Origin of the sequence: Streptomyces sp. NPDC088194 (assembly GCF_040702025.1) — a bacterium.
Classification (GTDB): domain Bacteria; phylum Actinomycetota; class Actinomycetes; order Streptomycetales; family Streptomycetaceae; genus Actinacidiphila.
Map to the genome: position 1 here is coordinate 1 of NZ_JBFBIV010000028.1, position 13,669 is coordinate 13,669.

The window sequence follows — 13,669 nt, forward strand, 5'->3', positions numbered from 1 at the left end:
CCGCCCAAAGGGCGGGGCCCGTGGCGTCTGGTGCGTGCGATCGCAAGGCGGAGGGTTGTCCTCGTAGTGGGCCTACTCGGACAAGCCCGACAACGCAGCGAGCGTGCGTATCAGGCGCCACGGGGCAGGCGGGACTTCCAAAACACGGCCTAGTCCTGCGGCTCCAGGCCGGCCCGGATCAGGCCGTAGGCGCAGGCGTCCTCGAGTGCCTGCCAGGACGCGGCGATGACGTTGTCGGCGACGCCGACCGTGGACCACTCGGCCGCGCCGTCGGACGTGGTGATGAGGACCCGGGTGGTGGAGTCGGTGCCGGAACGGCCTTCGAGGATACGGACCCGGTAGTCGACCAGCGCGAACGTGCCGAGCTGCGGGTAGATCTGCTCCAGCGCCACCCGCAGGGCGCGGTCGAGCGCGTTGACCGGGCCGTTGCCCTCGGCGGTGGCGACGATCCGCTCGCCCTTCGCCCACAGCTTCACGGTGGCCTCGTTGGCGTGCGAGCCGTCGGGGCGGTCCTCGGTGATGGCGCGCCAGGACTCGGTGCGGAAGAAGCGCCGCGGCCCGTCCGGCCGGCCGGCCTGGAGTTCGTCGCGCAGCAGCAGCGCGAAGGAGGCGTCGGCGGCCTCGTACGTGTAGCCCTTCAGCTCACGCTCCTTGACCCGGGCCACCACCCGGCCGACCAGCTCGCGGTCGCCGCCGAGGTCGATGCCGAGCTCCTTGCCCTTCAGCTCGATCGAGGCGCGGCCGGCCATGTCGGAGACCAGCATCCGCATGGTGTTGCCGACCCGCTCGGGGTCGATGTGCTGGTAGAGGTCCGGGTCGACCTTGATCGCGGAGGCGTGCAGCCCGGCCTTGTGCGCGAACGCGGACACGCCCACGTACGGCTGGTGCGTGGAGGAGGGCAGGTTGACGATCTCGGCGATGGCGTGCGAGATCCGGGTCATCTCGCCGAGCGCGCCCTCGGGCAGCACCCGCCGGTCGTGCTTGAGCTCCAGCGCGGCGGCGACCGGGAAGAGGTTGGCGTTGCCGACCCGCTCGCCGTAGCCGTTGGCGGTGCACTGCACGTGCGTGGCGCCGGCGTCCACCGCGGCAAGGGTGTTGGCGACCGCGCAGCCGGTGTCGTCCTGGGCGTGCATGCCGAGCCGCGCGCCGGTGTCGGCGAGCACCTGCGCGGTGACCGCCTGCACCTGCTTGGGCAGCATCCCGCCGTTGGTGTCGCAGAGCACCACCACGGACGCGCCGGCCTCGTGCGCGGCGCTGACCACGGCGGTGGCGTACGCCGGGTTGGCCCGGTAGCCGTCGAAGAAGTGCTCGCAGTCCACGAAGACCCGGCGGCCCTGGGCGACGAGGTACGCGACGCTGTCGCGGACCATCTCCAGGTTCTCCTCCAGCGTGGTGCGCAGTGCCAGTTCCACGTGCCGGTCATGGGACTTGGCGACCAGCGTGATGACCGGCGCGCCGGACTCCAGCAGCGCGTTGACCTGCGGGTCGTCGGCGGCCTTGGCGCCCGGGCGGCGGGTGGCGCCGAACGCCACCAGCGTGGCGTGCTTCAGCTCCAACTCGGCGGCGGCCCGGGCGAAGAACTCGGTGTCGCGGGGGTTGGCACCGGGCCAGCCGCCCTCGATGAAGCCCACACCGAAGTCGTCCAGGTGCCGCGCGATGCTCAGCTTGTCGGCGACGGTGAGGTTGATGCCCTCGCGCTGCGCGCCGTCGCGCAGCGTGGTGTCGAAGACGTGGAAGCTGTCGTCGGGTTCGGCGGTCATGGCAGTTGCAACTCCTGTCGGGTGGGTGGGGTTACCCCCGAACGGCGTTCACCATCCGGAGGTTCCGACTCCACTTGCCCCCAGTCTCCTCGTGCGCTCCCGCCTCCGGCGCGGGTGGGCCGGGAAACGAAAAAACCTCTCGCGGATGCGAGAGGTCTGCACGCGGGTCTGGGGCACGGTGGCGTTCCACTTGGGTTCAGCGGAAGCGTCACTGCGGACCGGCGTGCCTGCGGCCAATAATCAGCGTGGCGTACGAGGACACAGCTGCAGTGTGGCACACCTTTCCGCCATTCGGGTTGCCGTCTCACGTTCTGGGCCCCCGCCGCGGAGGCGGGGGCCCAGCGCCCTCGCGGGCCCAGCGCCCTCGCGGGCCCAGCGTCCTCGGGGCTACACGCCGAGCGGGTGCATCCAGCCGTGCGGGTCGGCGGCCTGGCCCGTCTGGATGTCGAGCAGCGCGGAGCGCAGTCGCATGGTGACCTCGCCCGGACCGCCGTCGCCCACCGTCCAGTTCGCCCGGGTGGACTTGACCGAGCCGACCGGGGTGATCACGGCGGCGGTGCCGCAGGCGAACACCTCGGTGAGGGTGCCGTCCTCGTTGCCGCGCTTCCAGTCCTCGACGCTGATCCGGCCCTCGCCGACTTCGTACCCGAGGTCCGCGGCGATGGCGAGCAGCGAGTCCCGGGTGATCCCGGGCAGCAGCGAACCGGTGAGCGAGGGCGTGACGATCCGGTTGCCGTACACGAAGTACAGGTTCATGCCCCCCATCTCCTCGATCCAGCGCCGCTCGATCGCGTCGAGCCAGACCACCTGGTCGCAGCCGTGCTCGATGGCCTGCGCCTGGGCGACGAGGGAGGCCGCGTAGTTGCCGCCGGTCTTGGCCGCGCCGGTGCCGCCGGGGGCCGCGCGGACGTACTCCTCGGAGAGCCAGACCGAGACCGGCTTGACGCCGCCGGAGAAGTAGGCGCCGGCCGGGGAGGCGATGACCAGGAAGAGGTACTCGTCGGCCGGGCGGACGCCGAGCCCGACCTCGGTGGCGATCATGAACGGCCGCAGGTAGAGCGAGGCTTCGCCCTCGGTGGGCACCCAGTCCTTGTCCTGGCGGACCAGCACGTCGCACGCCTCGATGAAGGTCTCCACCGGCAGTTCGGGCATCGCCAGCCGCCGCGAGGACGCCTGGAAGCGCAGCGCGTTGGCCTCGGGGCGGAAGGTGGCCACGCCGCCGTCGGGCTGGCGGTACGCCTTGAGGCCCTCGAAGATCGTCTGCGCGTAGTGCAGCGTCATGTTCGCCGGGTCGACCGACAGCGGGGCGTACGGGACGAGCTGGGCGTCGTGCCAGCCGCGGCCGGCAGTCCACTTGATGGTGACCATGTGGTCGGTGAAGTACCGTCCGAAACCGGGGTCGGACAGGATCGCCTCGCGCTCGGCCGCGGGCAGCGGGTGCGAGGAGGGCTTCAACTCGATCGTGGGCGTCGTCATCTTCAGTTCCTTCACCATGTCGCTGACGCCCTCGAACGTACTGCTAGGACGTCCTACTTTCCCGCCGTGCAGCGGCCCCGCCACTGATTATCGCAGCGACGGGGCCGGGTCGTACCTGGGGAGCCGGCTCTGCCGAGTCAGCCGGCCACGCGAGCGGCCAGCGCGTCGCCGATCTGCACGGTGGAGCGGGCCGGGCCGCCGGTGCGTTCGGCCAGGTCGGCCTGGACGGCGGCGTCGATCCGGTCGGCCTCCGCGTCGTAGCCGAGGTGGCGCAGCAGCAGCGCGACGGAGAGCACGGTCGCGGTCGGGTCGGCCTTGGACTGGCCGGCGATGTCCGGGGCCGAGCCGTGCACGGGCTCGAACATCGAGGGGAACTCGCGGCTGGGGTTGATGTTGCCGCTCGCCGCCACGCCGATGCCGCCGGAGACGGCCGCGGCGAGGTCGGTGACGATGTCGCCGAACAGGTTGTCGGTGACGATCACGTCGAACCGCTCGGGCTGCGTGACGAGGAAGATCATGGTGGCGTCGACGTGCAGGTAGTCGGTGCTGACGTCGGGGAACTCCTTGCCGACCGCCTCGAAGACCCGGGTCCACAGACCGCCGGCGTGCACCAGCACGTTGTTCTTGTGCACCAGGGTGAGCTTCTTGCGCGGGCGGGCCTGGGCGCGGGCGTACGCGTCGCGCACCACGCGCTCGATGCCGTACGCGGTGTTGAGGCTCACCTCGGTGGCGACCTCGGCGGGGGTACCGGTCCTGATCGCGCCGCCGTTGCCGGTGTACGGGCCCTCGGTGCCTTCGCGGACCACCACGAAGTCGATGTCCGGGCTGCCCGCGAGCGGGGTGCCCACGCCGGGGAACAGCTTGCTGGGCCGGAGGTTGACGAAGTGGTCGAAGGCGAACCGCAGCTTCAGCAGGAAACCGCGCTCCAGCACGCCGGACGGCACCGACGGGTCGCCGATCGCCCCGAGCAGGATCGCGTCGTGGGCCTTCAGCTCCGCGAGGTCCGCGTCGGTGAGGGTCTGACCGGTGGCGTGATAGCGCTTGGCGCCGAAGTCGTACTCCTTCGTCTCCAGCTTGGTTTCCTGCGGGAGCGCCGCGGCGAGGACTTTGAGACCCTCGGTGACGACTTCTTGACCGATTCCGTCGCCGGGGATCACTGCGAGGTTGATGCTGCGAGACATGCGGGGCACCCTACTCCGCGTCTTGACCTATGACACGGCATGTCCGCATGTCGGACGCAGGTGTGTGGGTACGGGGTGGGGGGTGGGTACGGCGCCGGCTGCGGCTACGGCTCAGTGCTCGTGGCCGGTGGAGCCGCCGTTGTCGCGGCGGTCCATGGAGCGCTGCAGGGCGCGCAGGGCGTTCTGGCGGGCGGTCTCGTCCATGGTGATCAACTCCATTGGAAAGCGGTGGAGACGGGTGGAGGTGAGACGTGCCATGGAACGCGGGCGGAGAGTCGCGCCGCGGGGGGTGACCCCGCCTGGAGTGCGCCGGACTCCTGTCCGCCGTCCGCTCGATCGAGCGGGAAACGTTCGGCTTCTTCCAAAGCTAGGACACAGCGGACGTCCTGTCGCCAGGATTACTCGGACTTCCTACTATCTGAGACGGCGGGTCGTCCGTTCGGCCCCACGCGCCGCGAAAACCGGTACAAGGCGGCCCGAAACGGCAGCTCGAAACGGCAGCCCGGCGCGGCAGCCCGCAGGGGCCCGTCATGGAAGCCGCCCCCGTCTCCACGGGGGTCAGGAGACGGGGGCGGCGGAACGAGGGGCCGAGGTGCTCAGCCCTGGTGCGGGTAGCGGTAGTCGGTCGGCGGGACCAGCGCCTCCTTGATGGCACGGGTCGAGGTCCACCGGAGGAGGTTCTGCGCGGAGCCGGCCTTGTCGTTGGTGCCCGAGGCACGGGCGCCGCCGAAGGGCTGCTGGCCGACCACGGCACCGGTCGACTTGTCGTTGATGTAGAAGTTGCCGGCCGCGAAGCGCAGCCGCTCCATCACGTGCGCCACGGCCGCGCGGTCGCGGGCGACGACCGAGCCGGTGAGGGCGTACGGCGCCACGGACTCCATCTGGTCGAGCATCGCGTCGAAGGCCGTGCCGTCGGTGTCGTCGCTGTCGTCGTAGACGTGCACGGCGAGCAGCGGGCCGAAGTACTCCTCGCGGAAGATCTCGTTGCCCGGGTCGGTGCAGAGCAGCACCGTCGGGCGGACGAACCAGCCGACCGAGTCGTCGTACGTGCCGCCGGCCACCACCTCGACGGCCGGGTCGGCCTTGGCGCGCTCGATCGCGGCCTTGTTCTTGGCGAACGCGGCCTCGTCGATGAGGGCGCCGACGAAGTTGGTGAGGTCGGTGACGTCGCCCATGGTGATGCCGTCGACCTCGGCGGCGAACTCCTCCTTGAAGCCGCCCTCCCAGATCGAGCGGGGGATGTAGGCGCGCGAGGAGGCCGAGCACTTCTGGCCCTGGTACTCGAAGGAGCCGCGGGTGAGCGCGGTCTTCAGCACCGCCGGGTCGGCCGACGGGTGGGCGACCACGAAGTCCTTGCCGCCGGTCTCGCCGACGATCCGCGGGTAGGAGCGGTAGCCCTCGATGTTCTCGCCGACCGTGCGCCACAGGTACTGGAAGGTCTTGGTGGAGCCGGTGAAGTGGATGCCGGCCAGGTCGGGGTGGGTGAGCGCCACCTCGGAGACGGCCTCGCCGCGCCCGGTGACCAGGTTGATGACACCGTCGGGCAGCCCGGCCTCCTTCAGCAGCCGCATCAGCAGCAGCGCGGAGTGCGTCTGGGTGGGCGCCGGCTTCCACACCACCACGTTGCCCATCAGCGCGGGGGCGGTGGGCAGGTTGCCCGCGATCGCGGTGAAGTTGAACGGCGTGATCGCGTAGACGAAGCCCTCCAGCGGGCGGTGGTCGAGCCGGTTCCACACGCCGGGCGCGTTGGCGACCGGCTGCTCGGCGAGGATCTGCCGGGCGAAGTGGACGTTGAACCGCCAGAAGTCGACGAGCTCGCAGGGGCTGTCGATCTCGGCCTGCTGCACCGTCTTGGACTGGCCGAGCATGGTGGAGGCGACCAGCGTCTCCCGCCAGGGGCCGGCCAGCAGTTCGGCGGCGCGCAGGATGATGGCGGCGCGGTCGTCGAAGGAGGTGGCGCGCCAGGCCGGGGCGGCGGCCAGCGCCGCGTCCACGGCGTCCCGCGCGTCCTGGCTGTCGGCGGCGGTGCCGCTGCCCAGCTTGGCGGCGTGGTTGTGCGGCTGCACCACCTCGAACCGGTCGCCGCCGCCCGGCCGTTCCCGGCCGCCGATCACCAGCGGCAGCTCGATCGGGTTGCCGGCCAGTTCCTTGAGCTTCGCTTCGAGCCGAGCGCGTTCCGGGCTGCCGGGCGCGTAGGTGTGCACCGGCTCGTTGACCGGCACGGGGACCTGGGTCACAGCGTCCATGGAGCGTGTCTCCTTGTGGGATCGGTTCAGCGGCTGGGGGCGAAGGAGCGCAGGAAGAAGGCGAGGTTCGCCGGGCGCTCGGCGAGGCGGCGCATGAAGTAGCCGTACCAGTCTGCGCCGTAGGGGACGTAGATGCGCATCCGCTCCCCGGACGCCGCGAGTCGCCGCTGCTCGGCGGTGCGGATGCCGTAGAGCATCTGGAACTCGTAGGAGCCGGGCGCGCGGCCGGCGCGGGCGGCGAGGTCCTGGGCGATGGCGATCATGCGCGGGTCGTGCGAGCCGACCATCGGGTAGCCGTCGCCCTCGAAGAGGGTCCGCAGCGCGCGGACGTAGGCGCGGTCGACGGACTTGCGGTCCTGGAAGGCGACGTGCGCGGGCTCCTTGTAGGCGCCCTTGACCAGCCGGACCCGCGAGCCGGCGGTGGCCAGGTCGCGGGCGTCGGCCTCGGTGCGGAAGAGGTACGACTGGAGCACGGCGCCGGTGCGCGGGTGCTCGCGGCGCAGCTCGCGCAGGACGGCCAGCGTCGAGTCGACGGTGGTGTGGTCCTCCATGTCGAGCGTGACGGTGGTGCCGGTCGCGGTGGCGAGTTCGGCGACCGCGCGGACGTTCTCCAGCGCGACGTCGTGGCCGCCGTCGGGCAGCGCCTGGCCGAAGGCGGAGAGCTTCACCGAGACCTCGGCGCGGTCGCCGAGGTCCGCGGCGGCCAGCGTCTCCAGCAGCCGCAGGTAGGCGTCGCGGGTGTGCCGGGCGGTGGCGCGGTCGGTGACGTCCTCGCCGAGGTGGTCGAGGGTGACGTCGAGACCGCTCGCGGTCAGCGCGTGGACGGTGTCCATCGCGGGGTGCAGCGCGTCACCCGCGACGAAGCGCTCGACCACCGGACGGGTGACGGGCGCGGCGGCGACGACGCGGCGCAGCCGGTCGCTGCGCGACGCGGCGAGCAGCACGGGACCGAGCACTGGGAGCCTCCTGGCGGGTGGCGGGACAGCGGAGGGGAAAGGGTTGTGGGTGCGGCGGGGGTACCGCCGCACCGGAGCGGCAGCACGGATCACGTGCCGTCACCGTGAATCTAGGTACCGGCCGCCGCGCGGGCCATCGACACCTGTCACGCATCCGGGTGCGACCCCTCATACATATGTATGAGGGCGATGAGGGAGAATGGACGCGTGGCCGCTGACTACGGTGATTTCCAGGATCTGGTGGACGAGGTCTCGGCGCTGCTCGGGGCGCCCGCGACGCTGGAGGACCGGGACTTCCGGCTGATCGCGTTCGGCGTGCACGACGGCGACGACGAAGCGGCGGTCGACCCGGTGCGGACCCGATCGATCCTGACCCGGCGCTCGACCGCGGAGGTCCGCGCCTGGTTCGAGCGGTTCGGCATCGCCCGCGCCACCGCCCCGATCCGTATCCCCGCGGCCCCCTCGGCGGGCGTCTTCACCGGCCGGCTCTGCCTCCCGGTCCGGCACGGCGGGGTGGTCTACGGCTACGTCTGGCTGCTCGACGAGGCCGACCACTCCCCCGCGCAGCTCAGCGCGGCGATGTCGGTCGCGGCACGGATCGGCGACCGGCTCGCCGCGATGTCGGTGGCCGGGACCGAGGCCGCCCAGGCGCTGCGGGCGCTGCTCACCGGGGCGACCCGGGCCGCGCGGGACACCGCGGAGGACTCGCTGCGCAAGGCGCTGGGCCCGGACGCGGACGAGCCGCACGCGCTGGTGTGCGTGTGGCCGCCGGACCGGGGCGGCAAGCGGCTCGCCGCGTCCCCGCCGGACCGCTGGGCCGAGCACTCGGACGACCTGCCGGGCGCGCGTACGGTGCCGGGCGCCGCGGCGATCGTGAAGGTGCCGGGGTGGGGCCGCTGGGAGACGGTCGCGGTGCTGGTACGGCTGCGCTCGCCGCAGGTGCTCGCGCCCGCGCGGACGGCCGCGACCCGGGTGCTGGCCGCGCTCGCGGCGAGCGCGGCGGCGAGTGCGGGGGCCGCTACGGGTGGGGCTGCGGGGGCGGGCAGGGCCGCGGCCGAGCCAGGCACCGGTGCCGGTGCCGGTGCCGCCGAGACGGAGGGGCTGGTCGCGGGGGTGAGCGACGCGCGCACCGCGCTGGCCGCGCTGCCCGGAGCCTGGCAGGAGGCGACCGCGTCCGCCCGGGCCGCCCGGGCCCAGCCGCTGCTCGGCCCGATCGCCAAGTGGTCGGGGATCGGCCCGTACCGGCTGCTCACCGCACTGCCGGCCGACGCGCCGCCGGACCCGGCGATCGCTCCCCTGCTCACCGCGGCACACCGCGAACTCGCCCACACCGCCGAGGTGTTCCTCGACCACGCGGGCCAGGCCGGCCGCACCGCCACCGCCCTGGCGATCCACCGCCAGACCCTCTACTACCGGCTGTCCCGCATCGAGCAGCTCACCGGCCTCGACCTCTCCGACGGCGAGTCCCGCCTCCTGCTCCACATGGCCCTGAAGGCGGCCCGCCTGTAGAGGGGCGGACCGCACCGCGGTCGTATACGACTACATGCGGTCGATCTCGGTCAGGTCGATGTCGATGGTGAACGGAGCGGAGAGCTTGAGGCGGTCGTGGTGGATGCCGGTCAGCGCGTACGCGTGGCCGAGCCGATCCAACTCGTAGGTGTGGACGACTGGACGACCGCCGTCCATCCGCTCGACCAACCAGAAGTGCGGGATACCCGCGTGCGCGTAGAGCTGCGGCTTGCGCGCCCGGTCACGGCTGGCGGACTCCGGCGAGACCACCTCCACGGCGAGGACCACGTCCTCGGCCCGGTAGCTCGTCTCGGCGTGTCCGCCAGCCGGTACCGCCCGTTCGTGCAGCACCGTCAGGTCCGGTTCCGGCCGGTTCTCCCTGTCCAGCACGATGGTCATTTCCCGGCGCACCCTGAGGCCGTCGGGAGCATGCATGCGAAGTCCTCTCTCCAGCAGAAACATCGCCAGAGTATGGAAACTCTTCTGCGGACTCGCGAAAACGAGGCTCCCGTCGATCAGCTCGGTGTGCGGCGGGAGATCGGGGATGCGGTCGAGGTCGTCCGCGGTGAAGCCACCCGGAGGGGGAAAAACCCAGTCCGGGAGTTTTTCGGCAGTCATCTGCCCTCCCATGGACGGGATCTTGTCGGCATTGATCAGATGAACGCCAGAAAACACCGGCGCTACCACCCAAAAGGGTTATTTGTAGTACCGGTGTTCCCTGGTCAGAGCGCTCAGATCAAGCGTACGCGCAATCGTCGTCCGGAATTCAGTCCGTGAGATTGACGGCGCGGGCCGACGTCGCACCGATCTCGTCGGCGATGTCGGTGAGGACGCCGGCCGGGATGGTGGAGTCGACGGTCAGGGCCACCAGGGCGTCGCCGCCGGCGGCCGCGCGGGCGACCTGCATGCCGGCGATGTTGACGCCGACCTCACCGAGGATGCGACCGATGGTGCCCACGATGCCCGGGCGGTCGGTGTAGCGCAGGAAGGCCATGTGGTCGGCGAGCGCGAGGTCGACGTCCTCGTCGCCGACCGCGACGACCTTCTGCAGGTTCTTCGGGCCGGCCAGCGTGCCGGAGACCGACACCTCGGTGCCGTCGGCGAGGGTGCCGCGCACGGTGACGAGGTTGCGGTGGTTGGGCGACTCGGAGCTGGTGGTGAGGCGGACCTCCACCCCGCGCTCCTGCGCGAACAGCGGCGCGTTGACGTACGACACCGTCTCGGCCACGACGTCCTCGAACACGCCCTTGAGCGCGCTGAGTTCGAGCACCTTGACGTCGTGCTGGGTGATCTCGCCGCAGACCTCGACATCGAGGCGGGCGGCGACCTCGCCGGCCAGCGCGGTGAAGATCCGGCCCAGCTTCTCGGCGAGCGGCAGCCCGGGCTTGACGTCCTCGGCGATGACGCCGCCCTGCACGTTGACCGCGTCCGGGACCAGTTCACCGGCGAGCGCGAGCCGCACCGACTTGGCGACCGCGATGCCCGCCTTCTCCTGCGCCTCGTCGGTGGAGGCGCCCAGGTGCGGGGTCGCCACCACGTTGTCGAACTGGAAGAGCGGGGAGTCGGTGCACGGCTCCTTCGCGTACACGTCCAGGCCCGCGCCGGCCACCCGGCCCTCCTTGAGCGCGGCGGCCAGCGCCTCCTCGTCGACGATCCCGCCGCGCGCGGCGTTGACGATCCGCACCGACGGCTTGACCTTGTGCAGCGCCTCGTCGCCGATCAGGCCGAGCGTCTCGGGGGTCTTCGGCAGGTGGACGGTGATGAAGTCGGAGACCTCCAGCAGCTCGTCCAGGGTGAGCAGCTTGACCCCCATCTGGGCGGCGCGAGCCGGCTGCACGTAGGGGTCGTACGCGACGACGTTCATCCCGAAGGCGGACATCCGCTGGGTGACCAGGACACCGATCCGGCCCAGGCCCACCACGCCGAGGGTCTTCTCGCTCAGCTCGACGCCGGTGTACTTGTTGCGCTTCCACTCACCGGCCTTCAGCGCCGAGTTGGCGGGCGCGATGTTGCGGGCGGTGGCGATGATCAGGCCGCAGGCGAGCTCGGCGGCGGTGACGATGTTGGAGGTCGGGGCGTTCACGACCATCACGCCGGCCTTGGTGGCGGCGGCCACGTCGACGTTGTCCAGGCCGACGCCCGCGCGGGCGACGACCCGCAGTTTGTTCGCGGCGGCGACCGCTTCGGCGTCGACCTTGGTGGCGCTGCGGATCAGGATGGCGTCGACATCGGAGATCGCGGACAGCAGTTCGGCTCGGTCCGCGCCATTGCAGTGCCGGATCTCGAAATCCGGGCCGAGCGCGTCGACCGTGGCCGGCGACAGCTCTTCTGCGATGAGTACGACAGGCTTCTGGCTCACGTGGTCCTCACTTGTTCCTGCGGGGGCGGCCGGTCCCGTGGGGCCGCTCCGGGGAGGGCGGGGTAGTGGGCTGACGCCTGAGCTCGCGCAGTGGCCGGCCGAGGTACGAGGCCGTCCGCGGAGCGAGTGAACAGGAAGCCCACCCATCCGAGGTAGTGGGCTGACGCCTGAGCTCGCGCAGTGGCCGGCCGAGGTACGAGGCCGTCCGCGGAGCGAGTGAACAGGAAGCCCACCCATCAGGGGATGGCATGCCGCGTGGAAGACGCACGACGCTGTGAGCCTGACGCGCTTGTTAAGGGAGTGTATCGGCGGGGTGGACCAGCGCCATCGCCGAAATGGAAGGATCACCCACAAGGGTTGCGTCGCTTCGTACAAACCCCGCCGGTTCTCCCCTGTTCAGGGGACCGGCCGGTGTACGAAGCGACGCTCGTCCGGCATTCGTCCGGGGGGTTGCCCCGGCGCGGCCTTACGCCTCCTCGTCCACCCAGCTCATCAGCTTGCGCAGCTTGCGACCGGTGGTCTCCAGCAGGTGGCCCTCGTCGGCCTTCTTGTACTCGTTGTACTTCGGCAGGCCCGCGTTGTACTCGGCGATCCAGTTGTTGGCGAAGGTGCCGTCCTGGATCTCGCCGAGGATCTTCTTCATCTCGGCCTTGGTGTTCTCGTTGATGATCCGCGGGCCGGAGACGTAGTCGCCCCACTCGGCGGTCTCGGAGACCGACCAGCGCATCTTCTCCAGGCCGCCCTCGTACATCAGGTCCACGATGAGCTTCAGCTCGTGCAGGCACTCGAAGTACGCGATCTCCGGCTGGTAGCCGGCCTCGACCAGGGTCTCGAAGCCCGCCTTGACCAGCGCGGAGGTGCCGCCGCACAGCACCGCCTGCTCGCCGAAGAGGTCGGTCTCGGTCTCCTCGGTGAAGGTGGTCTTGATGACGCCGGCGCGGGTGCCGCCGATGCCCTTGGCGTACGAGAGCGCGAGCGCGAACGCCTTGCCGGTGGCGTCCTGCTCGACGGCCACGATGCACGGCACGCCGCGGCCTTCCTCGTACTGGCGGCGGACCAGGTGGCCCGGGCCCTTCGGGGCCACCATGCAGACGTCCACACCGGCCGGCGGCTTGATGAAGTCGTAGCGGATGTTGAGGCCGTGGCCGAAGAAGATGGCGTCGCCGTCCTTGAGGTTGTCCTTGATGGAGTCCTCGTAGACGCGGGCCTGGATCGGGTCGGGCACCAGGATCATGATGACGTCGGCTTCGGCGGCGGCCTCGGCGACCGTCACCACGCGCAGGCCCTGCTCCTCGGCCTGCGCCTTGGACTTGGAGCCCTCGTGCAGACCGACGCGCACATCGACGCCGGAGTCACGCAGCGACAGCGCGTGGGCGTGGCCCTGGCTGCCGTAGCCGATGACCGCGACCTTGCGGCCCTGGATGATGGACAGGTCGGCGTCGTCGTCGTAGAACAGCTCGGCCACTTCGGGTCTCTCCTTGGATCGGTTGGTACGGCCCACCGTACGACGGGTGGGCGAGAAGGGGTTTCGGGGTCTCGCCATACGGATCGGCCGGCGCGCGGATCACCCGCGCCGGCCGATCCGCTGCTTCACGCGGAACGGTCGAGCGCGCGCAGGCTCCGGTCGGTGATGGAGCGGGCGCCGCGGCCGATGGCGATGGTGCCGGACTGGACCAGCTCCTTGATGCCGAACGGTTCCAGCATCTTGAGCATGGCCTCCAACTTGTCGGCGCCGCCGGTGGCTTCGATGGTGACGGCCTCCGGGGAGACGTCGACGGTCTTGGCGCGGAAGAGCTGCACGATCTCCACGATCTGCGACCGGGTCTCGTTGTCGGCCCGCACCTTCACCAGCACGAGTTCACGGGCGACCGCCGCCGACGGGTCGAGTTCGACGATCTTCAGCACGTTGACCAGCTTGTTGAGCTGCTTGGTGACCTGTTCGAGCGGCAGTTGGTCCACCACGTTGACGACGATGGTGATCCGCGAGATCTCGGGGTGCTCGGTGGTGCCGACCGCGAGGGAGTCGATGTTGAAGCCGCGGCGCGAGAACAGCGCGGTGATCCGCGCCAGGACGCCGGGCTTGTTCTCCACCAGGACGGAGAGGGTGTGCTTGGACATGTCTGTGGTTTCCTTCGTCGGACGTCAGTCGGACGTCAGTCGGCCGCTCTTCTGGTCGGAGGTC

Annotated in this window: 10 protein-coding genes; 1 reads left to right on the plus strand and 9 read right to left on the minus strand. The window is 70.9% G+C overall.

Annotated elements, in window-relative coordinates:
* Positions 1 to 149 precede the first annotated feature (149 nt).
* The 5 genes from cimA to AB0399_RS17545 form a co-directional block, all read right to left on the minus strand.
* The gene (gene cimA / locus AB0399_RS17525; RefSeq protein WP_329364297.1) at positions 150 to 1,760 is read right to left on the minus strand and encodes a citramalate synthase; all 1,611 of its coding nucleotides are present in this window, start codon (positions 1,758 to 1,760) and stop codon (positions 150 to 152) included.
* Positions 1,761 to 2,147: 387 nt separating this feature from the next.
* Positions 2,148 to 3,236 (minus strand): branched-chain amino acid aminotransferase, encoded by a 1,089-nt coding sequence (locus AB0399_RS17530; protein WP_366411899.1) that lies wholly within the window; start codon positions 3,234 to 3,236, stop codon positions 2,148 to 2,150.
* A gap of 137 nt (positions 3,237 to 3,373) precedes the next feature.
* The gene (locus tag AB0399_RS17535) at positions 3,374 to 4,417 is read right to left on the minus strand and encodes a 3-isopropylmalate dehydrogenase (protein ID WP_328469879.1); all 1,044 of its coding nucleotides are present in this window, start codon (positions 4,415 to 4,417) and stop codon (positions 3,374 to 3,376) included.
* Between the two features lie 596 nt (positions 4,418 to 5,013).
* Entirely contained in the window at positions 5,014 to 6,663 is a 1,650-nt protein-coding gene (gene pruA, locus AB0399_RS17540) for an L-glutamate gamma-semialdehyde dehydrogenase (protein ID WP_329364301.1), read from the minus strand.
* Between the two features lie 26 nt (positions 6,664 to 6,689).
* Positions 6,690 to 7,619: a proline dehydrogenase family protein gene (locus tag AB0399_RS17545; RefSeq protein WP_329364303.1), complete on the minus strand. Its 930-nt coding sequence runs from the start codon at positions 7,617 to 7,619 to the stop codon at positions 6,690 to 6,692.
* Between the two features lie 189 nt (positions 7,620 to 7,808).
* Here AB0399_RS17545 and AB0399_RS17550 point away from each other — a divergent pair, with 189 nt between their 5' ends.
* Positions 7,809 to 9,128, plus strand: a complete 1,320-nt coding sequence (locus tag AB0399_RS17550; RefSeq protein WP_366411900.1) for a helix-turn-helix domain-containing protein — start codon at positions 7,809 to 7,811, stop codon at positions 9,126 to 9,128.
* 30 nt (positions 9,129 to 9,158) lie between these two features.
* Here AB0399_RS17550 and AB0399_RS17555 read toward each other — a convergent pair whose 3' ends face one another.
* The 4 genes from AB0399_RS17555 to ilvN form a co-directional block, all read right to left on the minus strand.
* On the minus strand, positions 9,159 to 9,746 hold the full coding sequence (locus AB0399_RS17555) for a Uma2 family endonuclease (RefSeq protein WP_366411946.1): 588 nt from the start codon (positions 9,744 to 9,746) through the stop codon (positions 9,159 to 9,161).
* Positions 9,747 to 9,894: 148 nt separating this feature from the next.
* On the minus strand, positions 9,895 to 11,487 hold the full coding sequence (gene serA / locus AB0399_RS17560; protein WP_366411901.1) for a phosphoglycerate dehydrogenase: 1,593 nt from the start codon (positions 11,485 to 11,487) through the stop codon (positions 9,895 to 9,897).
* Between the two features lie 466 nt (positions 11,488 to 11,953).
* Positions 11,954 to 12,952, minus strand: coding sequence for a ketol-acid reductoisomerase (gene ilvC / locus AB0399_RS17565; RefSeq protein ID WP_329364307.1), 999 nt, complete (start codon positions 12,950 to 12,952; stop codon positions 11,954 to 11,956).
* 125 nt (positions 12,953 to 13,077) lie between these two features.
* Entirely contained in the window at positions 13,078 to 13,605 is a 528-nt protein-coding gene (gene ilvN, locus AB0399_RS17570) for an acetolactate synthase small subunit (protein WP_328469867.1), read from the minus strand.
* Between the last annotated feature and the right edge of the window lie 64 nt (positions 13,606 to 13,669).

Excerpts from the sequence above, each read along its gene's own strand:
- cimA (WP_329364297.1), bottom strand. The coding sequence starts at position 1,760 with ATGACCGCCGAACCCGACGACAGCTTCCACGTCTTCGACACCACGCTG.
- AB0399_RS17530 (WP_366411899.1), bottom strand. The coding sequence starts at position 3,236 with ATGACGACGCCCACGATCGAGTTGAAGCCCTCCTCGCACCCGCTGCCC.
- AB0399_RS17535 (WP_328469879.1), bottom strand. The coding sequence starts at position 4,417 with ATGTCTCGCAGCATCAACCTCGCAGTGATCCCCGGCGACGGAATCGGT.
- pruA (WP_329364301.1), bottom strand. The coding sequence starts at position 6,663 with ATGGACGCTGTGACCCAGGTCCCCGTGCCGGTCAACGAGCCGGTGCAC.
- AB0399_RS17550 (WP_366411900.1), top strand. The coding sequence starts at position 7,809 with ATGAGGGAGAATGGACGCGTGGCCGCTGACTACGGTGATTTCCAGGAT.
- AB0399_RS17555 (WP_366411946.1), bottom strand. The coding sequence starts at position 9,746 with ATGACTGCCGAAAAACTCCCGGACTGGGTTTTTCCCCCTCCGGGTGGC.
- ilvN (WP_328469867.1), bottom strand. The coding sequence starts at position 13,605 with ATGTCCAAGCACACCCTCTCCGTCCTGGTGGAGAACAAGCCCGGCGTC.